This window comes from Rhodoferax sp. U11-2br (genome assembly GCF_018619435.1).
In the GTDB taxonomy this organism is placed as follows: domain Bacteria; phylum Pseudomonadota; class Gammaproteobacteria; order Burkholderiales; family Burkholderiaceae_C; genus Rhodoferax.
In genome coordinates this window covers 21,854-46,495 of sequence record NZ_JAHFZF010000005.1, presented here as the reverse complement: position 1 = coordinate 46,495, position 24,642 = coordinate 21,854, and the positions used below count along the sequence as shown (strand labels likewise).

The window sequence follows — 24,642 nt, the reverse complement described above, 5'->3', positions numbered from 1 at the left end:
CATTCATCGGAAACCGAGCAGGGATCGCAACCAGATGGATAAAGCCACCATCAGCTATTACGAACAAAGCGCCCAAGCTATTGCTAATCGCTATGAGGCCGTATCAAATAGCCTGTCAGCCCATTTTGACTTGGCATTCAGAAACAAGTCCAAGGTGTTGGATATCGGATGTGGTTCTGGACGTGACCTAGCCACGTTGAGCAAGCTTGGCCATGACTGCTATGGCATTGATCCCACGTCAGAATTCGTGATGCTGTCTCAGCAACTGCATCCGGAACTCTCTGGACGGATTGCCACGGGTGGCTTGCCGGACCTACAGCCGCCATTCGGTGGAGACTTTGATGCCATTCTCTGTTCTGCGGTGCTCATGCACATTGACGTAGCCGACCTCGCAGCCTCTGCTACCGCGATCAAAAGCTGCCTTAAGGCCGGAGGGCGACTGCTGTATTCAGTGCCCAGCAAGCGGTTGGATGTCGTCGCAGACAACCGGGATGCCAACGGCAGACTGTTCATCCCTGATCAGTCCGGACGGCTGCAGAGGATCTTCGAAGGGTTGGGATTTCAGAAAATATCAACTTGGGCGAACTCTGACAGCATGGGACGCGATGGCGTTGAATGGGAGTCCGTTCTGATGGAACTGCGCGGTCCCTGATGGACGCCGTTCCGTTCATCTCCAACAATCCCACTGTGGAAGATTGTTGGCGTGGTGTCGTTCTATATGGGCGCAACACAGCCAGCTACAAGTTTGCTCTGGCATCGGCATTGCTGGACATGCGGCCCGTGGCTGGTCAGTTGATCAAGCTGGAAGATCTGGCACCGCACTTTGCCAAGCAAATTGCCCGACATCTTGTTGAGTCTCCAAAGCAGATAACAACCAGCAAGGGCAAGTTTATTGATGCGTGCTTGGCATTTAACCAAGACCAAAATCTCAACAGCTTGGTGGATGCCACGGTGGCTCACGGGTTCACCAATGTGATCGATGCTTTTCACGTGGTTGGGTCAGGGCCAGTCTTGCACAAGTTCTTTGAAGATGAACGCAGAGCCAACAAAGGCATCCGGATCACAGACGAATTCACCAAGTTGGCTGAGGGGATTCAATCGCCGAACTTTGCCCAAGAAGTCGAGTCCCGATGGCGGTTGGTGGAGATGGCATGGAATCTGGGCATCGCCGTCAACCTTCTCAACGTCAAGCATGATCATGTTGCGGGAGAAATCTTCACGTTTGACAAGGGTGCACGACGGAAGACCGTTACAAGCAGTCGAGCAGCACTCAACGGATACCAGAAAGGCAAATGCTTCTATTGCTATGCAGACTTGTCGCTTGTCGGTGAAGCCATGAATGTGGATGTGGATCACTTCTTTCCACACAAACTCAAGCAGCATGCCGGAATCAATGTGGACGGGATATGGAATCTGGTCCTGTCATGCAATTCTTGCAACCGTGGTACCAACGGAAAGTTCGACAGGATTCCATCGGTCAATCTTTTGCAGAAACTTCACACTCGAAACGAGTACCTTATTGGGAGCCACCATCCATTGCGCGAGACATTGATGGCGCAGACGGGATTAACTGTTTCTAAGCGCATCACTTTTTTGGATTCGACATACAAGCGGGTTCAACTTAATCCGGGTTTTGCTTGGGAGCCTGTTGAGAAGGTTTCCTGAGCAGGCTAAATCTTGAGGCCAAATATCAAGTTAATAACTATAAACCTCACCATCTCAACCCTTAAGCTATCTAGCTCAAATGGTGACGTTTGACTAATCGGTAATCAAATCTTCCAGTTCAGATTCATCCTCACCGGTGAAACCATAATAAGCTGCATCTCTTCGGATAAATGACTGGCCTACCAAAGCCCAATCATTGCTGAGCTCTGAAGCAATTGCAATTGATCTGGTCCACGTACTGGAACCGCAGGTAGGAGACATCAACTCCTTGATCCTTCTGGAGGATATCTTTGATGTCTCTTCAGAGACGCCTTCAAGATGGCTGAGAATCTCATTTGACAGTTCGGTCTCAACCGTTGCTGGTTGGCTGCTTGCATGGGTGCCAGCCAAATGCGTCATGCCCCCAACCTGTCCAAGCCAAGTTGACCCCTCAAAGATGTCGTGCAACATCATGGCATCGGTATAGCCCACAGTCAGAAAGACCTTCTTGTCACTGGTGGGGTCAGCTTTACGAATGGAACTTCTACCAACCGCTTGGTAGGTGGTGTGCAATCTGAAGGCCATTTGGGTCTCTTCCAGACCAAGACCAATCTTCTCCATCAGCCACCGGGTTTCCTGTGGGTTGGGATTGGTCACCGCCAAGGCAGCAACATTGTCATGGTCCTGAAACTCGTTCAAACCATGGCTGGAAGCAGGAACCTTGATGGCGTTCTGTGGCATCAATGCTGACCCGCTGAAGTAGCCGTAATTGTTGTTCGTCTGGAGCAGGAAGGATTGCCCCTTGAAGTACTCCGCACTGAGATTGACCAGTTGGTCGATGACCCTTTTGCCTTGCTCAGTCTGATTGGGTGCGCCATCATCGATATTTCTGTCCAGGTTGTACCTGCTGCTGTTGTCTTCAGGGTGCAGCAAGTGACCAACATAGACATGCATCCCCTGATCCTCATGGATGTTGCGAAGGCCATCCTTTGGGAATGCAGGGTGATCGATGAAGGCGACCCCGAACAGTCGAGTCCAGAACTGATGAAGCATGGTCTTCTCGAACAGTGCTGACATGAACACGACTTCACCAAATCGACCAATCCAATCCGGGGTGACATACCGTGCGATCAGAAACTCTGATTCAGATGCCACCCGTTTCGGATTGGCTGGATCGAATGGCACATCGGTATATGTCCGACCCAAGATCGCCTTGGTCTTTGGCGTCATCACCATTTCACAGCGCATGATGTCATTGTGAACAGCGGTAGCAAGGGGCTGGGAGGTTGTGTACTGCTCTCCAGCCTTTCTTAAGCCCTGCGTGGCCAACGTTTCCACCCAATCCTCTTGACCCCATGCCGGTATCACCCGATGACACTTACTCGCATCAATGGCAAACACGTCCAGAAAGTGATCCAGTCCCTTCTCCGCCCGTTCTCCCAGATGGACCTTGAGGAACTCGATGGGTGTGAACCCTTCATCAATGATCACCCGCCAGTGCTGCGGTGTACGCAAGTCCGAAATGATCTTCAGAAATGTCGTTGTGGTGAGGATGACCACCCGTCCACTGTCTGGAGCCGCTTCATTGATCATGTCGGTGGTCTGCACGGATACCGGCACACCTTCCATCGGCTTGGATTCCGAGTGGATCAGATCGACGTCCCGATCAGACTCATTGGCCAGAATGCGGCTTCTCAGATTCTCTGCCGTCTGTTCGATCAGGCGGATGGTGGGAGCCACATAGATAAAGTTCTGATGGGCATGGTCAGGACTGGCGATGTACTCAATCGCGGCCCTTGTCTTGCCTGATCCGACAGCCGTGGATACCGCATAGGCGACCAGTTGAATTTGTTTGGTAGCCGTGTTCATTTCAAATCCTTCAGAGCATCGCTCAGTTCCTGCCGTTCAGCCTTCAGCCCCTCGGCATCCTTCTTATCCAACTCAGCCATCCGCATACCGGCCAGCCCAAAGGCCACCCGCAGAGACGCACCAAAGCACTCCAACGTTTTGGGCGGTGCATCACGATACGTTCGCTTCATCCGGCCATCCTTGGCGCTCCAATGGCTGCCAGTGTGGATTTCTGACAGGGCACGAACACGACGGGACAGCTGATAGATGAAAGCCCTGTCCGACTTGAAACGGGTGGGCCATTGCTCCCACATCGAGAACATGGCAAGGGCGGTATCAATCACGACATCACCGGCCACGGTGTCGCCAAGGGCCAGCAACTGTTCAGCCGTCTGGCGCTCGTATGTGGTGGTGATGGCTCCAGCAGCATGGCTATCCAATGAGGCCGCAGCATGGGCCGACAGAGCCAGCCAGCGACCTCGCAACAGTTCCCATGTGGGGTTGGTAGGGTTTTTGGTTCGCCTTGCTGTGATGCTGTCCAGGTAGGGTTTCAACTCGGCCAGCGTGATGGCTTTCTGGAGTGGATGCCCATGGCGGCGAAGGGTTCGTTTGTGAGCTTCGCAGTAGACGCTGTATCCAGCTACCGGCTCCGCACAGTGACTGGCGGTACAACGCTGGGACATGTTCTCAATCGGTTGGGGGAATCTGTCCACAAGGGTAGACAGAGACAGGGGCGAAAAGGTTTGGGGGCGATAGCGATGGAACGACTACCGCAGGGGCAGTGTACGACCGATGTGGCGCGGTAATGGTGGCCTGCTGGGAATCGGGGGCAGTGGTTCAAACTGGCCTTGCACTTTGGACCTGTGCGACTGGGTTGCCGTGGTTAACGTAGCAAAGCACCCCCCATTTGGGGGATAGCCAAACCGAGTGGAGTACCTGAAAATAGTCAGTTAAGTGATACAAACAAATATTCAATAGTGCATCCCCATGCCTAAAGCGCCATACGCCGCCGAGATTCGAAAAACTGGATTTGTACTGGAAAACGACGTGGCGCAGACACTTCGCGCCTCTGGATGGACAGTCATCAGCAACAAGTTCTATGTAGACGACTCAGAGGAGAGCGTCAGAGAAATTGATCTTGTCGCCTACCGGGTGTCGAAGGTCCAGCACTTCGACGTCTACACGGTATTGATCGTCAGTTGCAAGAAAAGTGAGGCCAACGCATGGGCGCTGTTGGCACGCGATATAAACCTTAAGGATCCGAACTCAGATTGGTGGCCACTCCACGCATGGTCAAACGACAAGGCGTTGGCATTTCAACTTGCGGCGAGTGGTCGGGCAAAGGCATATCACGATGCGGCCAAAGGACATGGGGTCGTCGATGCCCTCTCACAACCGGATGTCGAGGTCTTTGCCTTTCAAGAAATGGACAAGGGCACCGGTAAACCTCAGAACGACAAGCCAATATTCGGCGCTATTACTTCTTTGATGAAGGCGCAGGCCTATGAGCTGTCCGCATTGCCGGGTCGGAAGAAGGCACCGGCGGTATACCAGTTCAATTTACTGTCAGTCGTTGATACCGACCTCATCCGCCTCAAGTTTTCAAAAACGGATATCAAACAAACGGAAGTCGACACGGAGCATTATTTGGCACGGTACATAATCCGTAAGCGCGAAGTATTTGCACGGATCAGATTCGTTCGAGCTGGAGTTTTCTCGACGGTATTGGAGGACTATGTCCGACTACATCTCGCTAACTGCAAGTGGTTTGCCACTGAGTGCGATGCCTTCTATTCTGGGGTTATCCAAGATTGGAATCGATCAGATACCTTGCTTGATGATTTCTTTCGCAAGATTCGTTTTGCAGTGGAATGGAGGCTGGAGGGGCATTTCGAACGTGAGTTCGATTTGTCTAAGCCAGCGCTCTATTGGGACAAGACAACCAATGCCCCCCGTATTGGATTCGAATTACCTGATGACGTGATTGATTTCATGACAGAGGATAGTGCAATTAAGAAGTACTTTGCTGACGCCTTAAAGTCCGTCTTCAGATACGATGGTCCATTCAGTGTTAGCTTCGATATACCGTTTTGAGTGGACTATCTGGAGAACTGAAAGTCGGCTTTGGGTATGAAACTGGTATCTAATATCCCGCAGCACAGTACCGCTTAACCGTTGACTGAGACAGCTTGAACTGTTTGACCGTCACAGAGATGCTGGCCTTGTTCTCCTGCTTCCATTTCCTGACAGCTACCGGGTCAGCCTCAAGTGGCCTGCCCATGCTGACCTTCCCCTTGTGCGTTTTGCCAGTGCGCTAAGGGCGGCTTCGTTCCTTCATCAGTTTTCGACCCTGCGACAGTAACCGACGATGGAGGTATGCCTCGTATCCGCTGGTCACTTGAAAGCTCTATGTCAAAAGAGGTTGTCGAACTACCTGAAACTTTGCCGCCAGTTCTGTCCAAGTCCTCGCCGCAAGATCAACCCTTAGGTGCCAATCGCGGTCCTCCACGAAGCGACTGCCACCGTCTACCACGCAAGGCAATAAATATTTGGCGTTCGAGTGCCAGTGGTTTCGAATATCAGGACTGACTTGATCGAGATATTGGCGGACGACAACTGTCAGAGTATTTGGCTCATTTAAGTGATGAAGCGTTGTCATTAGAGCGAAGGCCGCAAACAGGCTTGGCCTACCCTTGGACACGGTGTATATCAGCGCCCGAGCAGTATCACCCGCCGGATTCTTTTCCAGCACACGGAAAGTGTTCCGTCGAGTATTGAATCGGAGGCTTTTCTCGAACCAAAAAATTTGATAGTCATGCTCATCTGGGTCATAAGGGACGATTTCCACCTGTGGAACCCCCTTTGAATCCCAATAGGATAAGACCTCATGCCACGTTGGTATGGGGTCCAATGCAGGTCGGAATTCGATAGATTTGCTGCCTTGTTGTTTCACTTTCACTTTCAGTTTTCCTTATATTGTCCCTGAGGGACGTCATCGTCACTTGCTGTTCGGTATGGAGACTTGCGGTGTTACCTGATCTAGCGTTGTAATCGCGGCACTAGGCTGCATCCCTGACACGCACTACCAGTCTGGCGGTTGATGCCATGGTCCCGCGCAATGGATGCTGGCCTCTCTTAGGCCATCCTTGTCATCAGATTACTGACACTGGTTTTGTGCCAGACACCACCACGAGGAGTGAGCATCCCACGCTCGTTCAATGCCTTGGCAATACCACCAAGTGAGGTAATGCCTTCAGCCTTGATGGATTCAATGACTGGCTTCAGGTTGGTGGCGTGACTATCTGCCTTCAACTTGATGGCTGACAGTGCAGCAGTATTGCCCTTAGCGGCCTTCAGCAGGGCAGCAGCCCCATTGGGGTTACCCAGCACAGTTCCCCTCTTCTTGGCTTGCTGAAGGGCTTCCTTGGTGCGTCTGGAGATAGCCTCGGCTTCCTGTTGGGCTACCAACGCCATGATGCCAATGGTCAGGTTATTGGCTTGGGGCAGATCGGCAGCCACGAACTTGACACCAGCATCCTGAAGGGTCATCAGGAAGGCAGCATTACGGGACAGCCTATCAAGCTTGGCAATGACCAGTGTTGCCCCTGTCACCTTGGCTAGGTGCAGAGCCTTGGTCAGTTGTGGTCTAGCGTTCAGCTTGCCTGTCTCCACTTCGGTGAAGGTCTTGATGATGTCGCCACCAATGGAGGAGGCATAGCGCACCACTGCTGCCTGTTGAGCTTCCAGACCAAGGCCAGACGTTCCCTGCTGGGCAGTGGACACGCGAAGGTAGCAGACGATCTTGGACATGATTGGCCTTGGGTATAAAACAGCGTAATGTGCGTTACGCCATTCTATACCCATTCAAAACCGAGTCCAGACCACCATTGAACAGTGACCATAGTTTGAGACTAGGGCTAGATGTGCTGAGAATTCAGCGTATCACTACCACCAGACCACCAGACCACCACCACAAGCCAGCCAGGGCACCACCCAGGTTCAATCCACAGGGCAGCGACGGGGTACACGGGGGGAAGACCGTGCGGAGAATGTCGAGCTACCCTCTAAGATTTTTGGTATATATATCCGGCAACCCCACAAAAGGAAACTATGTTTAGATTCATGCTGCATGAGCGCAAGATAAAGCGGGCACTTCGCACAATTGCCGGACAGCGCGTCACGATGATCCTTCCGGGAAATTTTCCCGTGATTGAAAACTCTCCTACGCACACAGAAGAGTTTGAGATTGCAGTTCGTACCGCTCACATCCGGGGATGGGTTGAAGTGCTTCACGAAAATTTGCCGACTGGTCAGATACAGTTTCAGGGGAATACCCCCCAGTTTCCTCAATGTCTTACACCTCAGACTCACTATCGGCTTACCGATGGAGGGTGGGCAGTTATTCACGGGGACCACACATGGCTAGTTGCAACTTTTATCGTTAGCTTTTTAGCGCTTGTGGCATCAGTCGTCGCTGTCGTTCAAGGTCTACCAAAGTAGACTTCAGCATTCCCCTTCAGCATGTCGTCAATCATCGAGTCACACCACACGGCAAACCGAACGTCCAACCAACGGGCAAAGAAGATGGCAAGCTTGGGGTGTGTCTTGGGCCGCCTGTGTTATGACCACTAGTGGATTCCTTAATGGGGGCTTTTGCCCTCATTAGATAATCAAATTGCACCACTTACTCTTTGGTACTTTGGTTTTTGAAGAACTCCAGAAAATCTTTGCCAAAGTGCTGCACAGCCTGGTTAATGCTGAATTAGCAATCAGCACGAAACATGAATATGAGGTTGCCAGTGATACTATGCTTCTGGGAGTACCACTAGCACTTTCTCGAGTTTTATGAGTAAGTCGGTCAGCTGTTTGCTTTGTGCTTCGTCTGCAGTGTCGCTGAGTATTGTCAACTGCCGGGCAACTTCTCTGAGTTCGCGCGATGCAGACATCAGCCTAGCCTTCATGTGTTCGTTTTCCACATCTCTTCGAACGAAAGCTTCGTGGATCATGATCGTTGAAAGTTTGTCTGATTTCTTTAACTGTTCATCGATGTTCCCAACCGCAGCGCGAAGCTCAGTCATGGCGGCCAAAACGTCGCCCATTGATCGCTGTTCAGGGTTGCTACTTGCTCTGAGTACTTGAAGATCAAGTGCGACAGAGATTGGCGTTTCAAGCTTGCCGGCATCAATTTGCAGCGACTTCACTTGGGCTGCAATCTCGCTTTTTGCTGTATCGACACTGTCTAAATCTCGATGATCCACGTGAATGGTTCTGCTTCCGGCGACATCGAATGGAATTGAGTCTCCCTTGCGAATGAGTTGCACAAGCGGCTTCCGAATCGCGTGACGAATTGCAAGCTCGTAGAAGACGTTTGGGTTTCTATCGGTCAAATCTGCAATCACAAGTGGATCGTCGACGATATGCTGAATAACCTGGCTCGTAATCATTCCAGGTTCTGAAATGTGATCTGCGCGTACGGCATGGTAGCCAAGAGCTAGAACTGCTGGTGCAATGACGTGCTTGAAGACCTGATCAGACCGCTTACGTGTTTCAGAGTCGGGATCGCCGATAGGCGAAATGACGAAGCAAATGCGTTCAGACATATGATGGATACTCCAGATTAGGATTATGCAGACTAACCTACAGGTAACTGGGCGGCGCAGAAAGCTGCGCATGTCTGGTTCAGCATAGTTAGATTTTTCATTTTGTGAGGCGCTCTTTGCCCGTGACCTTGAGCTTTCCTTCGGCCTGTTTCTTTGCTAATGGCCCCACCCTACGGAACACGGAAAGAAGAATTTTCAACTTCATTACCGGGTTGCTCTGCACCTTCTGATCGATGAGTTGTTCTTGCGCATCCGTAAGGCCGAATGCTTTCACAAGGCTTTTTGAAGCGTTCTCGCAGAACGTGATTTGCCGCTGCTTGAGGTCAAGGTTTTCCTTCGCAAGGTTGATCTTTGAGAGTTCATAATCAATCGATGCCTTCTGGATACTACGATAGAGATCGTGCACAGAGCCAAGCGACTTACATACGGTTGTAACGATGCCTGCGACCGTAACAGCAACGGCCAGTAGTTCAGTAAGCTCTATGAAGCCAGGGGAGGCATATTGAATGCGTTGAACCTCGGGCCTAAGCTTCGGCGGAATCTTGTGAAAAAGCTGATTAAAGAAGTTGACAGTGCTGTAACCACCTCTCCATGGAAATTTCCCGTAGATGTAGTCTATTTCTTCTCGCCGTGCGATTGGTAGATCAGGCACCAGTGAATATGCAAAACCGTATAGTTGGATATAGTCCTTCGTGGTGTCGGAGAGTTCTTCTAGACCCCAACGGCCATCTAATTCAATTTGGGTTGTCTTCGCTTCAAATGGCATAGAGGCCCCTGGAGAAATATAGCCGATATACCGTAGGTATGTTGCGGTATAAAGTGACAGCATCGATTGTAAACCGTACTAAAAAGCATTAGCCCATTTAATTAGTTTCACCCATTTTTAATAACGATAAGACCAGCACTTTCGAGAATTGGCATGCATCGCCCCGTTGTTGACACTGAGTGACATCGCCACGCTCGGGTATCTCCAAAATGGCTGATATCGCTCAAAGTCCTGCACTGCAATCCAGCCGATCACCACCACACCCAACCGACCGCCTTAACCATACCTACGTTTCCCTTCCTCCTATACCTTTTGGGTTTGCCCATCAGGGCCAAGCATGGTCCCGATAAATAGAGACCATTGGTTGCGGTCTTCCTAACATGGCCCACCACATCAGCGCTACAGCCAGCCATGTCGACTTGGATAAAACTTATCCGTTGATCGACACCCGTGAAAGGTCTAACTTCCCGAACATCAGCTTGGACATCGCGGCGTCTAGTACCTCGATAGGGTAACCAGCGCAACTCCCATAGCGTCTAGCCACCTCAGCAGTTGTATGGCCTGTCATTGCATCGTGTTGGTCTTCAGCGATACCGGAAGCGCGAGAGAAGTGTTTGAAGGTGTGGCGAAAGCTGTGAAAAGTCAGCTTGTCAGTCTTGACACCGCAGGCCGTCAGATACCGGCCAAACCATGCACCCCATGCAGAGCTATGGTTCCTGACCTTGTCGCTGCGGTCAATGCCGGGGAACAGCCACCCTGCCCCATTGGATGGCGCTGGCAGCTTGGAAACGTCCTTGAGGTAGTCCAGCAAACCCAACCGCACCAACTCAGGATGCACAGGAACCCGTCTGACGTTCTTGGCCTTGCCTTTCAACTTCTGCCCCAACTCAGGACGGTGCCTGAAGTGGAAAACTGTTATTCCATCGACTTCGTACAGACCATCGGTCCTCAAGGACAGGATTTCATCCAGCCGGGCTCCTGTGTAAAGAGCAAGCAGAGGACACCAGAAGGCGGCATCTCCCCTGCCCCCGGTTGGCCTAGCTCCAGCCGAGAATACCGGGCTGTCAAACAGCGTCTGTAATTGGTCACCAGTGAAGGCATCCCGTTCCTTCTCCCCGGAGTCAGCATTGCGAATCTTGACGTACTGCAGCGGGTTTTCTTTGATGCCCAGTTTGTCATCCTGAAGACAAACAGTGAATGCTGCTTTGAGCAAGTTGAATCTGGCCTGCACTGTGGCTGGCTTGACCCTTGTAAGTTGGTCATCCCGCAGGGCCACAAAATGGGACTTGGCTATATCGGACAGTGGCAAATTTCCGTGGAGTCTGATGAACTCTTTGACCATCGTGTCGGCCGTGTCCGTCGTCCGATGGGATTTCTCCGCGATTCCCTTCCAGTAGTCGATCACCTGCGCCAATCTAAGGCCACCTTTAACGGCTGCAGGCGTCACTGGTGTGGCTGGGTCAGCAAATGTTGCCCTCAATGACTCAACGGCAGGAGCCTCCGGGGTTTCGATCAACTCGCCTCTATTCCGGGCAGACTGGGACTGCAGGGCTTTCAACCGCGCCTTCAGGAACTCCCGACGCAGTGTCTTGAATTCGGTAGACTCCGTGCCAGCCTCAATTCCAAGGCCACACAGCCAATCCGACAGTGCGGCATCAATGGGTGAGGAGTCCCCCCTTGCATACGCCCTGCTGACCTCGGTCATTGTGTCGTTTGTCTCAGCTTCCAGCCGTGCGAATTCATCCTCGCCCATGCCCTCGGAACGCATCTCTTCGTCAGCGGCCAGAATGTGCCCCTCTAGGGCCTTGACAATGGCTGGGATCATCCCTGCGGTCAACGTAGCGGCTTTGGCGGGCTTCTGGCGCTCTCGTACAGCCTCAAACTCCGCATCGTAGAAGGTAGCCAGCTTGGCAGCCTCACGCTTGGCCTCTGCAATTGTGGGGAACTCGCGCAGGCTCTTCCTGATGGACTCTTGGCCGTAATGCTGTCTGAGGTCTTGAGAAATTTTCTTGCGGAAGTACCAGACACTTCCACGCTTGACCAGATTTGTTTGAGTTCGCACCTTCATGGCTCCGATTATGGAACCCTTGGGGTCACACTCCGGGGTCACACTTGGGAGAAGGCAAATGGTCTGGCACCAAGCAAAAAGCCTAAGTTCCTTGTGAATCAATCACTTAAAACTTAGGCTTTTACTTTTTGGCGGAAACGGAGGGATTCGAACCCTCGATGAGGCTCTACACCCCATACTCCCTTAGCAGGGGAGCACCTTCGGCCACTCGGTCACGTTTCCTGAAATTCAGAGCCGCGATTATGTCACGACTTCGGGGCGTTTTTAACGAACAGGTGCCTGATCCAGACCAAAAGCTTTGTGCAAAGCTTTGACGGCCAGTTCCATGTACTTTTCGTCGATCACCACCGAGGTCTTGATCTCGCTGGTGGAGATCATCTGGATGTTGATGCCTTCTTCGCTCAGCACGCGGAACATGGTGCTGGCCACACCCACGTGGCTGCGCATGCCGATGCCAACAATCGACACCTTGCAGATCTTGGTGTCACCCACCACCTCTTGCGCGCCGAGTTTGGGCACCACCACGTTTTTGAGCATGTCCATGGTCTTGGCATAGTCACCATGGTTCACGGTGAAGCTGAAATCGGTTTTGCCATCCTTGCTGATGTTCTGGATGATCATGTCGACTTCCACATTGGCGTCGGCCACGGCACCCAGGATCTGGTAGGCCACACCGGGCTTGTCGGGCACACCGAGCACGGAAATCTTGGTCTCATCACGGGTGAACGCAATGCCGGAAACAATGGCTTGTTCCATGTTTTCATCTTCCTCAAAAGTAATCAGCGTGCCAGACTTGGCTTCTTCAACAATATCGATATCCCAGGGTGTGAAACTGCTCAATACACGCAGCTTGACCTTGTACTTGCCAGCAAACTCGACCGAGCGGATCTGCAGCACCTTGGAGCCCATCGAGGCCATCTCGAGCATTTCCTCAAAGCTGACGGTCTGCAGGCGGCGGGCTTCTGGCACCACACGCGGGTCGGTGGTGTAGACACCATCCACATCGGTGTAGATCAGGCATTCGTCGGCCTTCATGGCGGCGGCCACCGCCACCGCCGAGGTGTCCGAGCCACCGCGACCCAGCGTGGTGATGTTGCCCAAGTCGTCCAGACCCTGGAAGCCGGTGACGATCACCACCTTGCCTTCGGCCAGATCAGCGCGCACACGCTGATCGTCAATCGACTCAATCCGCGCCTTGGTGTAGGCGCTATTGGTACGGATCGGCACCTGCCAACCCGCGTAGCTCACCGATTCGAGCCCCTGCGCTTGCAGGGCAATCGCCAGCAACGCACTGGAAGCCTGCTCGCCGGTGGCGGCCAGCATGTCAAGCTCGCGGTAGTAGGCATCGGTCAGGCTGGACGGGGTCAGCTCTTTGGCCAGACCCAGCAGACGGTTGGTTTCGCCACTCATGGCGCTGGGCACGACCACCATCTGGTGACCGGCGCGTGCCCATTTGGCAACGCGTTTGGCGACATTGCTGATGCGCTCGGTCGAGCCCATCGACGTGCCGCCGTATTTATGAACAATCAAGGACATGTTGGGGTGTGAGAGGCGTTAAAAACTCAGGGATTGTACCAATGCAACTCTGGGCCACGCCGCTCACACAAGCCTGTACCGACCTTCAGATGCAGGGCATGACCACGGGTCTGGCACGCGCCAATCTGATGCATCAGTTCGTCGAGCTGGGCGGCGCTGGCCGTGGTCTGATGGCAACTCAGCAGCCAGTGCCGCAGCACATTGGCAAGCCGAGGTCGACTCAAGCCCTGCAAGGCCTTGATGCGCGGTGGCACACCCACCTGGGCCAGATCCTGCGCCGCCACCTCCAGCAGCAAAGCCTGGGCTTGGGCGGCATGCGCGGCGCTGCGGGCAAAGGTGTCACGAAACTGGGGGAAACAGGCCTCCAAGGCTGGCAACAGACGCGCACGGATGCGGTTGCGGGTATAGCGTTCGTCGACATTGCTTGGATCGGTCACAAAATCCGCCCCCTGCCCGGCCAGCCAACGCCGCAGCTCGCCACCACTCACCCGCAACAAGGGGCGGTGGTAAGAGATGCCTTCACGTGTCCAAGTGGTCGGCATGGCGCTCAAACCCGGCAGACCGGCGCCACGGCTCAGCGCCAGCAGCATGGTCTCGATCTGGTCGTCAGCGTGGTGTGCAAGTGCTATGGAGGGCATAGCTACCTGCCATTGATTCACAAGGGCTAGAGCCTCAAAAGCTTTGTAGCGGTGGCGACGGGCGGCATCCTCGGGACTTTGCCCGGGCAGCGGCTGGGCCTGCACTTTTTGCACCGTCAGCGGCACATTGAGTGTGGCACACACCTGTCTGCAATGGATCTCGAAATCGTCTGCGGCAGCCTGCAGGCCGTGGTGCACATGCACCGCACTGACCTGCCCCGGCCATTTTTGGACGCAGGCCAGCAGCAAGGCGGTGGAGTCCGCGCCACCGCTGTAGCCCACCACCAGCGGCAAGGTCGGCTCAAAAACCGCCATCGCTTGCTCAAAGGAGCAGGTCATGGGTGTGGCAACAAGTGGAATGCGGATGGCTTGGTGACCACCGTGGGTTCAAGCAGTTTGCCCCGGCGCTGATCCGGGACAACCCCAAGCACCGGCTTATTTGCCGGGCTTGATGTCGGTGAACCGGCCATAACTCTGCAGCCGGTCAAAACGGCGCTGCAGCAGCTCGGGCGTCTTGAGGTCACTGAGCTGGCGATACGCGTCGGTCAGGGCACGCTTGAGGAAAGTCGCCATCTGTTTGGTATCGCGGTGCGCACCACCGACCGGTTCGTTGACAATTTTGTCGATCACACCCAGGGCCTTGAGGCGGTGTGCGGTGATGCCCAGCGCGTCGGCCGCGTCCTGCGCCTTCTCGGAGGTTTTCCAGAGGATGGAGGCACAACCCTCGGGGCTGATCACCGAATAAATCGAGTACTGCAGCATCAGCACCTGGTCGCCCACCGAGATCGCCAGCGCGCCGCCTGAGCCGCCTTCACCGATGATGGTGACAATGATCGGCACCTCCAGCTGCGCCATCTCGAAGATGTTGCGGCCAATCGCTTCGGACTGGCCACGTTCTTCGGCGTCAATGCCGGGGTAAGCGCCAGGCGTGTCGACAAAGGTGAACACCGGCAGCTTGAACTTTTCAGCGGTTTTCATCAGCCGCAAGGCCTTGCGGTAACCCTCGGGCTTGCTCATGCCAAAGTTGCGCAGGCCACGTTCCTTGGTGTCGCGGCCTTTTTGCTGGCCAATCACCATACAGGGTGTGCCATTAAAACGCGCCAGCCCGCCAATGATGCTGAGGTCGTCGGCAAAGTGCCGGTCACCGTGCAACTCAACAAAATGGGTGAAGATCTCGTTGATGTAATCCTGCGCATACGGGCGCTCGGCGTGGCGGGCAATCTTGGTGATCTGCCAGGGCGTCAAGTCGCTGTAGATGTCTTTGGTGAGTTGTTGACTCTTCTTGGCCAGCTGGGTGATTTCAGCCGAAATGTCCACCGCTGACTCGGTCTGCACATAACGCAGCTCATCGATCTTGTTTTCCAGCTCGGCAATCGGGGTCTCAAAATCCAGGAATGTTTTTTTAGCCACAAAAGCTCCATGTCATCTGTTGGGATGGCTGCCATCCGGCGCACCGGCTTGGGCTCATCAGGAAAAACAACGGCCTATTTTAAGGCCGCTCAGTAAGTGACCGGTAGGGGGTCCAACGAGCGCCAAATATACCAAGTGGCCACGGTGCGGTAGGGCGCCCAGGCCAGCGCCACCTCGCGTGCGTCGCTGCGGCTGACCACATCACCCGAAAAATAACACTTGCTGATGCCATTGATCAGGCCCACATCGTCCAGTGGCAACACGTTCGGGCGCATCAGGTGGAAGATCAAAAACATCTCAGCCGTCCAGCGGCCAATGCCGCGGATGGCGACCAGCTCGGCGATGATGGCCTCGTCGTCCATGTCGGTCCAGGCGTCCACATGCACCGCACCATTGTCAAAGTGCAAGGCCAGGTCGACGATGTACTCCACCTTGCGTGCACTTAAGCCCGCAGCACGCATGTCGTCGATCTTGAGTTTGAGCACCTGCGCCGGTGTGATGTGTTCGGACAACGCGGCAAAACGGTCCCACACGGTCTGCGCTGCCTTGACCGAAATCTGCTGCCCGACCACACTGCGCGCCAGCGTGACAAAAGCATCTCCCCGACTTTGCAGACAGTGCTGTCCAAACTGAGGAATCAACCGCTTCATCACGCGGTCCTTTTTCATCAGGTGTTTGCAGGCGTCAGCCCAATAGGTCGGCGCGAGCGTTTCGCTCACCAATAATTCTGTAGCAGCCATCGCTTATTCAACAAGGGCCAGAGGCATAAAACACATAGAAACCATCACTTGGCCACTTCCCAGGTCGTCCCGGCTGCCGAATCTTTCAGCACAATGCCTTGGGCCAGCAGTTGTTGGCGGATCTGGTCAGCCTCGGCGAAATTTTTGGCCGCTTTGGCGGCGGCGCGCTGGGCAATCAGCGCAGCGATCGCGGTCTCATCGAGCCCCGCACCGGCCTGCAAAAAGGCTTTGGGGTCGCCTTGCAACAAGCCCAGACAAGCGCCCAGGGCCTTGAGTAAACCCGCCAAAACAGGTGAACGGCTGCGGTTGACCTCGGTGGCCAGCTCAAACAACACCGCCACCGCCTCGGGTGTGCCAAAGTCGTCGTCCATGGCTGCTTTGAAACGTGCGGCAAAAGGCTCAGCCCAGTCGATGTTGACCACGTCGGGCGTGGCCAGGTCGAGTGCGGTGTACAGACGTTTCAAACCACTGCGGGCGTCATCCAGGTGCACATCGCTGTAATTGAGCGCGGTGCGGTAATGCGTGCGCAGAAGGAAAAATCGCACGGTTTCGGGGTCAAACTTGACCAGCACGTCGCGGATGGTGAAGAAGTTGCCCAGGCTCTTGGACATCTTTTCGTTGTCGACCCGGACAAACCCGTTGTGCACCCAGAACTTGGCCAGCGGCTGGCCACTGGCGCCTTCACTCTGGGCAATTTCGTTCTCGTGGTGCGGAAACTGCAGGTCAGCACCGCCGCCGTGGATGTCAAAGGTTTCCCCCAACGCCTGGCAGCTCATGGCAGAACATTCAATATGCCAGCCGGGCCGACCCGTGCCATAGGCATAACCCAGGGCAGCGGCGTCCCATTTGGCATCCTCGGGCTCAGAGGCCTTGGCGGCTTTCCACAGCACAAAGTCCAGCGGGTCTTCCTTGCCGTCCTGCACCGCCACGCGTTCACCTGCGCGCAACTCATCCAGCGATTTGCCCGACAACTTGCCGTAGCCGGGGAATTTACGCACCGCAAAGTTCACATCACCGCTGCTGGACTGGTAGGCCAGGCCCTTGGCCTCCAGGCGCTGGATCAGACTCAGCATCTGCGGCACATGTTCGGTGGCACGGGGCTCCAGCGTGGGCGGCTCAATGCCCAGCAGCGCGATGTCGTGGTGCATGGCCGCCACCATCTCGTCGGTCAGCGCGCGGATCGGGATACCTCGCTCGAGCGCACGTTTGATGATCTTGTCGTCGATATCGGTGATGTTGCGCACATAGGTGACGCGGTAACCACTGGCTTTGAGCCAGCGCTGCACCACATCAAAAGCCATCATCATGCGCGCGTGCCCGATGTGGCACAGGTCATAAATCGTCATGCCGCACACATACATGCGCACATGACCGGGCTCAATCGGGGAAAAAGGTTCCAGCTCTCGCGAGAGCGTGTTGAAAATGCGCAAACTCATGGATGTCAAAGATTCAAGTCAGGTGGCTGCGGTCAAAGCCGATGTTGTTGGGGCGGTGGCTTGCGCCAGAGGTAGCTCGTCCAGATCAGGCCGATCCGTCAAACGCTTAAAAGCAGACCCTCCGCTACAATGGAAGGCAGTATAAAGCCCTGTCAGCTCCCGCCGGTTTCGCGGCCTCCATCTCACTTCTTCAAACCACAGTGTCCATGAAACAGGCTCACAACGCCCTTTACAAATCGCTTCGTTTGCTGGTTCTGGCTAGCGCCTGTGTGGCAGCCAGCGCCTATGCGGACGACTACGCTGATGTCAGCCAGCTGGTGCGCACCAACAAGTTCAACGAGGCCCTGACCCGGGTCGACAGCTACCTGGCCAGCAAACCGGGTGACCCGCAAATGCGGTTTTTCAAAGGTGTCATCCAGCGCAACCTGGGCAAAACAGCGGAAGCGGTCACCACCTTCACCCAGTTGACGCAGGACTACCCGGAGCTGCCCGAGCCCTACAACAACCTGGCCGTGTTGTACGCCGGGCAAGGCCAGTACGACAAGGCAAAGCAGGCACTCGAGATGGCGATTCGCACCAACCCGAGCTACGCCACCGCCCATGAAAACCTGGGTGATGTGTATGCCCGGTTGGCCAGCCAGGCCTACAACAAGGCCTTGCAACTCGACGGCAACGCTGCCGCTGTGCCGCCCAAGCTGGCCTTGATTGCCGATGTTTTTAAACCCAACCTGAACAACAGCCGCAACCCGGTGGTGGTTGCCGCTGCTGCGTCAACAGCAGCCAAACCCGCACCGGAACCCGTCGCTGCACCAGCGGCCAAGCCTGCGGCCCCGGCTACACCCGCTGTAATACCTTCTGCACCGGTGGTGGCAACCGCTGCCAGCCCAGCCACGACAGCTGCGGCCAGTGCTCCTGCCACCAACAACGCAGCCACAACAACGGTGGCTGTCAACGCCGATTCCCACAAAGCGGTCGAGGCAGCTGTGCTGGCCTGGGCCAAAGCCTGGTCCAGCAAAAACATGGATGGCTACCTCAAGGCCTACAGCCCGGACTTTGCGCCGCCGGGCAAACAGTCTCGTGCCGCCTGGCAGCAAGAACGCCGTGACCGCATCGTCGGCAAGAAAAACATCAGCGTCACACTCAGCGACTTGAACATCCGAGTCAATGGCGAGCAGGCCGTGGCCAGTTTCCGCCAGGCCTACAAGGCTGACAGCCTCTCCATAGCGAGCCCCAAGACCCTGAACCTGAAGAAGTTGGGTTCGGCTTGGCTGATCACGCGGGAATCGACGGGTCGTTGAAACCATTTGTAACCCTGCCTGCGGGCAACTCCGTCACGGGGCACCTGTTGTGCCTGTCCATCGCATGTCCTTGAAAGTTCTCAGTGCCATTTGCTGCGTTTGCTTAGCTGGTTGGGGCCTGCCGTCCAGCCACGCCAGCACCTCGCCCAAGCCCAAACCTATGGTGGCCCGCGCCGCCGCCCCCGCTCCAGCTGACAAGGAAGGCCTGGCCGAGGCGCGACTGATCCAGATCTACCGCTTGATTGGCCGCTCGGACACCCGCACAGCCCTCGACGAGGCGCAGCGGCTGGTCAAGGACTACCCCAACTTCGCGCTGGCCCAGTTGGTGTATGGCGACTTGTTGTCATCGCGCACACGGCCGGTCACTAGCTTTGGCGACGTGCCAGCCAACCAGCTCAAGGCCCATACGGCGGCGCTGACTTCCTTGCGTGCCGAGTCGGCAGCCCGCCTCAAAGCTTTGAAAGAGCGCCCACCCGAAGGCTACATACCGGCTGAATTTGTGCGACTGTCACGCGCCGTCAAACACGCCATTGCGGTGGATGCGGCGCGCTCGCGCCTGTACCTGTTTGAAAACCGGGCCAGCGGCCTGACCTTGATCGCGGATTACTACATCTCGGTCGGCAAGCTGGGGGTCGAAAAAAACACCGAGGGTGACCAACGCACCCCCTTGGGGGTGTATTTCATCACCAGCCAGTTGGATCCCAAAACGCTCACAGACTTTTACGGCGTCGGCGCCCTGCCCATCAACTACCCCAACATGCTGGATGTTCGGCGTGGCAAAACCGGGGGAGGCATCTGGTTACACGGCACACCATCGGACCAGTTCTCGCGACCACCGCTGGCCAGTGATGGCTGTGTGGTGCTGGCCAACCCCGACCTGCAATACATCATCCAGACGGTGGCCATCCGCAGCACCCCGGTGGTGATTACCAACCAGCTCAGCTGGGTGCCGCAGGACCACACCAATAACCAGTTGGGCCCTTTTGAAGCGCGTCTGAACGCCTGGCGCAAGGCCAAATCCAGCGGCAATCTGGCAGAACTCACCAGCTTTTACGCCAGTGACTTCAGCAACGGCAGCAAAAACCGTGGTGACTGGCAGACGGTGCTGGCACGTGAGGTGGCACAAACACGTGGCCGCGAGCTGGAGCTCAAGGACTTGTCCATGTTGCGCTGGCAAGACAAGGAAGACACCATGGTGGTGACCTTTGGTGAAGTGGCCGCAGGCCAGCGCACCGGCACCAGCAAACGCCAGTACTGGTCGCACCGTGCCGGTCAGTGGACCATCATTTACGAAGGGACCCGGTTATGAACTTCAAGAGAAAAAGCGCCCTAGCCCTTGCATCTATTGCCTCTGCAGCTCTCTTTTTGACAGCAGGTCAGGCAGCAGCACAGACGCTGCCACAGGTCAAGTTCGCCACCTCGGCGGGGGATTTTGTGGTCGAACTCTACCCCGACAAGGCCCCCAGGACGGTCGACAACTTTCTGCAGTACGTGCGTGACAAACACTACGACGGCACCATTTTTCACCGCGTCATCCCCAACTTCATGGTGCAAGGTGGTGGTTATGACGCCAAATATACTGAAAAACCCACCCGAGCACCCGTGGTGCACGAAGGGCGTCAGGCGCTTGAGAAAGGTGGCCCGCGCAATGTGACCGGCACGCTGGCCATGGCCCGCACCGGTGACCCGCAGTCGGCCACAGCGCAGTTTTTCATCAACGTCAAAGACAACGCCTTTCTGGATCCGGTGCTGATTCCGCCGGGTGATCCGGTGCCCAAGTTTGAGTACCAGGGCCGTGTCTATGAAAATACACCCCGGGCCAGCTTGCTGGGTGCCAGCCAGCTGTATGGCTACACGGTGTTTGGCCGGGTGATCTCGGGCATGGCGGTTGTTGAGAAAATCAAGTCAACACCGACCGGCTCGGGCGGTCCTTTCCCCACGGACGTTCCCAAAACGCCCATTCTTATCAACTCTGCAACCCTGGTGAAATAAATCATGAGCAACCCCCAAGTCGAACTCCACATTGCCAAACACGGCGTCATCACCCTTGAACTCGACCAGGACAAAGCCCCCAAAACGGTGGCCAACTTTCTGAGCTACGTGGCCAAAGGCCACTACAACAACACCATTTTTCACCGCATCATCCCCGGCTTCATGGTCCAGGGTGGTGGCATGGAACCCGGCATGGCGCAAAAAGACTGCGACGCACCGATCACCAACGAAGCCAACAATGGCCTGAAAAACGTCAACTACAGCGTGGCCATGGCCCGCACCGGTGACCCACACTCGGCCACCGCCCAGTTTTTCATCAACGTGGCTGACAACGGCTTTTTGAACCACACCGCACCCAGCCAGCAAGGTTGGGGCTACGCAGTGTTTGGCAAAGTGGTGGCCGGCAAGGAAGTCGTTGACGCCATCAAGGCCGTCAAGACCGCCCGCCGCGGGTACCACGACGATGTGCCGGTGGAAGATGTGGTGATCGAAAAGGCTGTGGCGCTGTAAACCTGCTCTGCGAAAGTCGGCTCGCTGTGTCGCCCCAGGCCAACATACCGAGCCCCGTCTCGGCCAGCTTGAGCAGCGCAAGCTGGCCGGAACTCATTGCCCCAGCGCACTGGCGCTGTATCGACCTCATCTCGGATCTGCATTTACAAGCCAGTGAAGCGGCCACCTTCGAGGTCTGGCAACGTTACCTGCGCAGCAGCAGCGCAGACGCGCTCTTGATCCTGGGCGATTTGTTTGAGGTCTGGGTGGGTGACGATGTGGCCAAGCTGCCACCCGGTCAGCCACTAGGCTTTGAAGCCCAATGCCAACAGCTACTGGCAGAGGCGTCCCAGCACATGACCCTTTTTTTCATGCACGGCAACCGCGACTTCTTGCTCGGTGAAGGCTTTGCGGCGGCCTGCGGCATGACCCTGCTGACAGACCCGACCGTGTTGGTGTTTTACGAGCAACGCTGGCTGTTATCCCACGGCGACGCCCTGTGTCTGGACGACACCGACTACCAGCAATTTCGAAGCAGCGTGCGCACAGCGGCCTGGCGCGCCCAGTTTCTGGCCAAACCGCTGGCTGAGCGTCTGGCGATCGCGCGCAGCCTGCGCGAGCAAAGTGAATCCCGCAAAAGCAGCGGTGCCAGTTATGCCGATGTGGACACAGCGGCTGCCCTGCAATGGTTACAGGCCGCGCAGGCCAGCACCCTCATCCATGGCCACACTCACAAACCAGCAGATCACTGTCTGAACCCGACAGCGGACACACCCAAACACCGGCTGGTGCTCAGTGACTGGGACGCCGGTGCCACACCGCCCCGGCTGGAAGTGCTGCGTCTGGGCCTTGGGGCCACACCGTTACGCTGGACACCCAGGTCTCAAACACCGCTGGTCTAGCCATCTCCACAGTTGCATCCTTCGGCTGCGTTGACAAAACCCTCGGCACAGGTCGACCCGCAACACGGGTTCAGTACAAATACAAAAAGGCCCATCCGCCTTATTTTTAAGCACCACCCGCTCTCTATTCAAGAGCATGTGATGCGCGACAGGGGTCTCGCCAGGAGATCGGTTCAGAAAGTTTCCCAGTCCGAGTCTGCTGACCCGGTGGCTGCCGTCGGGGTCGATTTGGTGGTCACTGGCGGAGCTGGCGTTGGGGCCGGGCTAGCTGCATTCAGACGCGCTGGCACGGCACTGCGATTGGCCGGTTTCAGGGCTGGCCGCTGGGAGGCAGCCTTGATCTGCGGTGCAGGCGCCGCCACGGGCAACGCACCTGTGCTCCCAAGCCCCACACTCTCCCCTTCCTTCAGCCTGAACACCGCCACCGTCTGCACCAGGTCCTGCGCCTGGCTCTTGAGGCTGCTGGCAGCTGCCGCCATTTCTTCCACCAGTGCGGCATTTTGCTGGGTGGCCTGATCCATTTGTGTCACCGCTTCACCGACCTGGCTCACACCCTGGCTTTGTTCATTGCTGGCGGCACTGATCTCGCCCATGATGTCAGTCACACGTTTGATTGAGGTCACCACCTCGGTCATGGTGGAGCCGGCTTGATCGACCAAGGCAGAACCATGCTCCACACGTTCGACGCTGTTGTTGATCAGGGTCTTGATTTCTTTGGCGGCTTGGGCACTGCGTCCGGCCAGGCTGCGCACTTCAGAGGCCACCACCGCAAAACCGCGACCCTGTTCACCGGCTCGAGCGGCTTCCACTGCGGCGTTCAAAGCCAGGATATTGGTCTGGAAGGCAATGCCATCGATCACGCTGATGATGTCGCTGATCTTGCGTGACGCTTCATTGATGCCTTTCATGGTGTCGACCACCTGGGCCACAACTTCACCACCTTGCACCGCGACGCTGCTGGCACTCATAGCCAACTGGTTCGCCTGGCGTGCGTTGTCAGCGTTTTGTTTGACGGTGGAACTGAGTTCTTCCATGGATGCGGCAGTTTCTTCCAAGGCACTGGCTTGGGACTCGGTGCGGCTGGAGAGGTCATGGTTGCCTTGGGCGATCTCGGAGCTGGCGGTGGCCACCGACTCTGAGCCCTGGCGCACGCGCTGGACCACACCGACCAGGTTGGTCTGCATTTTGGAGAGGGCTTGTAACAGGTGGGCGATTTCGTCTTTGCCGTCTTGTGGCAGGGTCTGGCTCAGGTCACCTTCACCAAAACGCTCAGCAGCGCTGCTGGCCAGTGTGATGCCTTGGGCAATACCGCGCGAAATACTCCAGCTGGCAAACACCGCGATGCCCACACACAGGGCCAGCAGCGCGCCGCCAACGAGGTAGAGTTGGCCGAAGATGGCTTCGATGTCTTTGTTGATCTCACGAACATTGTCGATTTGACCGTCTACCAAAGCCTGGGTCACACGGATGTAATCCGCCGTGGCCGGCGCCAGCTTGTCACGCACCAGGGCCTGGGCACCTGCGTCATCCCCCGCGGTTTTCAGGGCATTGACCTGTTCGCGCGTCGCCAGGTAGCCTTTGCGCACTTCACCCACGTCAGCAGCGCGCTTGAGTGCTGCTTCGTTTTTGGACAATTCCAGGAACTTCTTTTGTGTCGCTGTGGTCCCGGCGCTGGTGGCGGTCATATCGTCTTTGAAAAAATCGAACATGGCTGTGCCAGGGGAGTAGGCCGCCGCCAAGGAACGTGCCGAGTTCTGGCGAACATCGCCTTGCCACTTCTCCGCCAGGTCCAGCAGCTCGGTTTCGGTTTCCATCAAATCGGTGGCCTGCAAGACCTGCTGCATGCGCCATGCGGTAAAACCCGACAGCACCAAAAAAGCCATGGTGATGGCAGCAAAACCCAGGGTCAGTCGGGTGGAGATTTTTAAGTGGTTCATGATGGTTGGACCTTGTCGCCTTTGTGTGGATTCTCAGAACTCTGATTGCGACAGGATTCTTGCAGGGTTTGCGCCATTTTCAAAGCAAGCGTGTCGGGCGAGGTGTGGTCACCAAGGGCCTGCTGCCAAATACTACCGCTATTGGTACACATTGGACGGTCAAGACATCAACGGATTACCCGCCCAAATCAGTTGCCAACGTGCGTTGCAAGACCGTGGCCGCAGCCCGATGGAGGGCTCAATGGGGCCTAAAGAAATATGCGGCTTCTGCCGCTGCGCTCAATTGAGCAAGCGCCCCTCCCTTTGCACCCAGTTGGGCGCAGGGTTTGCAGGGGAGC

Annotated in this window: 21 protein-coding genes, 1 tRNA gene and 1 pseudogene; 8 read left to right on the top strand and 15 right to left on the bottom strand. The window is 55.8% G+C overall.

Annotated elements, in window-relative coordinates; all coding sequences use genetic code 11:
• The first annotated feature begins 34 nt into the window (after positions 1-34).
• Both KKO72_RS04785 and KKO72_RS04780 read left to right on the top strand, forming a co-directional pair.
• Complete coding sequence (locus KKO72_RS04785; protein WP_214935971.1) at positions 35-652, top strand: bifunctional 2-polyprenyl-6-hydroxyphenol methylase/3-demethylubiquinol 3-O-methyltransferase UbiG; 618 nt, start codon at positions 35-37, stop codon at positions 650-652.
• Entirely contained in the window at positions 652-1,665 is a 1,014-nt protein-coding gene (locus tag KKO72_RS04780; protein WP_214935968.1) for an HNH endonuclease domain-containing protein, read from the top strand. Before KKO72_RS04785 ends, KKO72_RS04780 begins: the two co-directional genes overlap by 1 nt.
• 93 nt (positions 1,666-1,758) lie before the next feature.
• On the opposite strand, the gene KKO72_RS04775 is transcribed toward KKO72_RS04780, so the two are convergent.
• Both KKO72_RS04775 and KKO72_RS04770 read right to left on the bottom strand, forming a co-directional pair.
• Entirely contained in the window at positions 1,759-3,513 is a 1,755-nt protein-coding gene (locus KKO72_RS04775) for a DEAD/DEAH box helicase family protein (protein ID WP_214935966.1), read from the bottom strand.
• Positions 3,510-4,175: a hypothetical protein gene (locus KKO72_RS04770; RefSeq protein WP_214935964.1), complete on the bottom strand. Its 666-nt coding sequence runs from the start codon at positions 4,173-4,175 to the stop codon at positions 3,510-3,512. Before KKO72_RS04770 ends, KKO72_RS04775 begins: the two co-directional genes overlap by 4 nt.
• A gap of 304 nt (positions 4,176-4,479) precedes the next feature.
• On the opposite strand from KKO72_RS04770, the gene KKO72_RS04765 reads away from it, so the two are divergent.
• Positions 4,480-5,586 (top strand): hypothetical protein, encoded by a 1,107-nt coding sequence (locus KKO72_RS04765; RefSeq protein WP_214935962.1) that lies wholly within the window; start codon positions 4,480-4,482, stop codon positions 5,584-5,586.
• 313 nt (positions 5,587-5,899) lie between these two features.
• On the opposite strand, the gene KKO72_RS04760 is transcribed toward KKO72_RS04765, so the two are convergent.
• The 12 genes and pseudogenes from KKO72_RS04760 to cysS all read right to left on the bottom strand — a co-directional run bounded on the left by KKO72_RS04760 (position 5,900) and on the right by cysS (position 17,686).
• The gene (locus KKO72_RS04760) at positions 5,900-6,451 is read right to left on the bottom strand and encodes a hypothetical protein (protein WP_214935960.1); all 552 of its coding nucleotides are present in this window, start codon (positions 6,449-6,451) and stop codon (positions 5,900-5,902) included.
• A gap of 176 nt (positions 6,452-6,627) precedes the next feature.
• Positions 6,628-7,302: a recombinase family protein gene (locus KKO72_RS04755; RefSeq protein ID WP_214935959.1), complete on the bottom strand. Its 675-nt coding sequence runs from the start codon at positions 7,300-7,302 to the stop codon at positions 6,628-6,630.
• A 671-nt stretch (positions 7,303-7,973) separates the two neighbouring features.
• Positions 7,974-8,081, bottom strand: a pseudogene (locus KKO72_RS04750) (hypothetical protein); the annotation flags it as partial.
• Positions 8,082-8,297: 216 nt separating this feature from the next.
• Positions 8,298-9,092, bottom strand: coding sequence for a hypothetical protein (locus KKO72_RS04745; protein WP_214935956.1), 795 nt, complete (start codon positions 9,090-9,092; stop codon positions 8,298-8,300).
• 97 nt (positions 9,093-9,189) lie between these two features.
• A complete protein-coding gene (locus tag KKO72_RS04740) occupies positions 9,190-9,858 on the bottom strand; it encodes a GNAT family protein (RefSeq protein WP_214935954.1) in 669 nt (222 codons plus the stop codon).
• Between the two features lie 430 nt (positions 9,859-10,288).
• The gene (locus KKO72_RS04735) at positions 10,289-11,926 is read right to left on the bottom strand and encodes a site-specific integrase (protein ID WP_214935952.1); all 1,638 of its coding nucleotides are present in this window, start codon (positions 11,924-11,926) and stop codon (positions 10,289-10,291) included.
• Between the two features lie 129 nt (positions 11,927-12,055).
• Positions 12,056-12,148, bottom strand: a tRNA-Ser gene (locus KKO72_RS04730).
• Positions 12,149-12,190: 42 nt separating this feature from the next.
• On the bottom strand, positions 12,191-13,462 hold the full coding sequence (locus tag KKO72_RS04725) for an aspartate kinase (RefSeq protein WP_214935950.1): 1,272 nt from the start codon (positions 13,460-13,462) through the stop codon (positions 12,191-12,193).
• 26 nt (positions 13,463-13,488) lie between these two features.
• Positions 13,489-14,439, bottom strand: coding sequence for a tRNA lysidine(34) synthetase TilS (tilS, locus tag KKO72_RS04720; RefSeq protein ID WP_214935947.1), 951 nt, complete (start codon positions 14,437-14,439; stop codon positions 13,489-13,491).
• A 96-nt stretch (positions 14,440-14,535) separates the two neighbouring features.
• The gene (locus KKO72_RS04715) at positions 14,536-15,510 is read right to left on the bottom strand and encodes an acetyl-CoA carboxylase carboxyltransferase subunit alpha (RefSeq protein ID WP_078366183.1); all 975 of its coding nucleotides are present in this window, start codon (positions 15,508-15,510) and stop codon (positions 14,536-14,538) included.
• A gap of 89 nt (positions 15,511-15,599) precedes the next feature.
• Positions 15,600-16,250: a DNA-3-methyladenine glycosylase gene (locus KKO72_RS04710; protein WP_214935945.1), complete on the bottom strand. Its 651-nt coding sequence runs from the start codon at positions 16,248-16,250 to the stop codon at positions 15,600-15,602.
• Positions 16,251-16,294: 44 nt separating this feature from the next.
• Positions 16,295-17,686 (bottom strand): cysteine--tRNA ligase, encoded by a 1,392-nt coding sequence (cysS, locus tag KKO72_RS04705; protein ID WP_214935943.1) that lies wholly within the window; start codon positions 17,684-17,686, stop codon positions 16,295-16,297.
• A gap of 206 nt (positions 17,687-17,892) precedes the next feature.
• Between cysS and KKO72_RS04700 the strand changes: the two genes are divergently transcribed.
• The 5 genes from KKO72_RS04700 to KKO72_RS04680 all read left to right on the top strand — a co-directional run bounded on the left by KKO72_RS04700 (position 17,893) and on the right by KKO72_RS04680 (position 22,367).
• The gene (locus KKO72_RS04700; protein WP_214935941.1) at positions 17,893-18,984 is read left to right on the top strand and encodes a nuclear transport factor 2 family protein; all 1,092 of its coding nucleotides are present in this window, start codon (positions 17,893-17,895) and stop codon (positions 18,982-18,984) included.
• A 64-nt stretch (positions 18,985-19,048) separates the two neighbouring features.
• Complete coding sequence (locus KKO72_RS04695; RefSeq protein WP_214935939.1) at positions 19,049-20,293, top strand: murein L,D-transpeptidase family protein; 1,245 nt, start codon at positions 19,049-19,051, stop codon at positions 20,291-20,293.
• Complete coding sequence (locus tag KKO72_RS04690) at positions 20,290-20,976, top strand: peptidylprolyl isomerase (RefSeq protein WP_214935937.1); 687 nt, start codon at positions 20,290-20,292, stop codon at positions 20,974-20,976. Before KKO72_RS04695 ends, KKO72_RS04690 begins: the two co-directional genes overlap by 4 nt.
• 3 nt (positions 20,977-20,979) lie before the next feature.
• Positions 20,980-21,486 carry a peptidylprolyl isomerase gene (locus KKO72_RS04685; RefSeq protein ID WP_214935935.1) on the top strand — a complete coding sequence of 169 codons (507 nt, stop codon included), beginning with the start codon at positions 20,980-20,982 and terminating at the stop codon, positions 21,484-21,486.
• Between the two features lie 44 nt (positions 21,487-21,530).
• Entirely contained in the window at positions 21,531-22,367 is an 837-nt protein-coding gene (locus KKO72_RS04680) for a UDP-2,3-diacylglucosamine diphosphatase (protein ID WP_214936222.1), read from the top strand.
• A 173-nt stretch (positions 22,368-22,540) separates the two neighbouring features.
• Here KKO72_RS04680 and KKO72_RS04675 read toward each other — a convergent pair whose 3' ends face one another.
• Positions 22,541-24,304, bottom strand: a complete 1,764-nt coding sequence (locus KKO72_RS04675; protein ID WP_214935933.1) for a methyl-accepting chemotaxis protein — start codon at positions 24,302-24,304, stop codon at positions 22,541-22,543.
• Positions 24,305-24,642: the final 338 nt, after the last annotated feature.

Bases quoted from the DNA above. Each gene is read 5' to 3' on its own strand.
- KKO72_RS04785 (WP_214935971.1), top strand. From the start codon at position 35: ATGGATAAAGCCACCATCAGCTATTACGAACAAAGCGCCCAAGCTATT.
- KKO72_RS04780 (WP_214935968.1), top strand. From the start codon at position 652: ATGGACGCCGTTCCGTTCATCTCCAACAATCCCACTGTGGAAGATTGT.
- KKO72_RS04775 (WP_214935966.1), bottom strand. From the start codon at position 3,513: ATGAACACGGCTACCAAACAAATTCAACTGGTCGCCTATGCGGTATCC.
- KKO72_RS04770 (WP_214935964.1), bottom strand. From the start codon at position 4,175: ATGTCCCAGCGTTGTACCGCCAGTCACTGTGCGGAGCCGGTAGCTGGA.
- KKO72_RS04765 (WP_214935962.1), top strand. From the start codon at position 4,480: ATGCCTAAAGCGCCATACGCCGCCGAGATTCGAAAAACTGGATTTGTA.
- KKO72_RS04755 (WP_214935959.1), bottom strand. From the start codon at position 7,302: ATGTCCAAGATCGTCTGCTACCTTCGCGTGTCCACTGCCCAGCAGGGA.
- KKO72_RS04745 (WP_214935956.1), bottom strand. From the start codon at position 9,092: ATGTCTGAACGCATTTGCTTCGTCATTTCGCCTATCGGCGATCCCGAC.
- KKO72_RS04740 (WP_214935954.1), bottom strand. From the start codon at position 9,858: ATGCCATTTGAAGCGAAGACAACCCAAATTGAATTAGATGGCCGTTGG.
- KKO72_RS04735 (WP_214935952.1), bottom strand. From the start codon at position 11,926: ATGAAGGTGCGAACTCAAACAAATCTGGTCAAGCGTGGAAGTGTCTGG.
- KKO72_RS04725 (WP_214935950.1), bottom strand. From the start codon at position 13,462: ATGTCCTTGATTGTTCATAAATACGGCGGCACGTCGATGGGCTCGACC.
- tilS (WP_214935947.1), bottom strand. From the start codon at position 14,439: ATGACCTGCTCCTTTGAGCAAGCGATGGCGGTTTTTGAGCCGACCTTG.
- KKO72_RS04710 (WP_214935945.1), bottom strand. From the start codon at position 16,250: ATGGCTGCTACAGAATTATTGGTGAGCGAAACGCTCGCGCCGACCTAT.
- cysS (WP_214935943.1), bottom strand. From the start codon at position 17,686: ATGAGTTTGCGCATTTTCAACACGCTCTCGCGAGAGCTGGAACCTTTT.
- KKO72_RS04700 (WP_214935941.1), top strand. From the start codon at position 17,893: ATGAAACAGGCTCACAACGCCCTTTACAAATCGCTTCGTTTGCTGGTT.
- KKO72_RS04695 (WP_214935939.1), top strand. From the start codon at position 19,049: ATGTCCTTGAAAGTTCTCAGTGCCATTTGCTGCGTTTGCTTAGCTGGT.
- KKO72_RS04690 (WP_214935937.1), top strand. From the start codon at position 20,290: ATGAACTTCAAGAGAAAAAGCGCCCTAGCCCTTGCATCTATTGCCTCT.
- KKO72_RS04685 (WP_214935935.1), top strand. From the start codon at position 20,980: ATGAGCAACCCCCAAGTCGAACTCCACATTGCCAAACACGGCGTCATC.
- KKO72_RS04675 (WP_214935933.1), bottom strand. From the start codon at position 24,304: ATGAACCACTTAAAAATCTCCACCCGACTGACCCTGGGTTTTGCTGCC.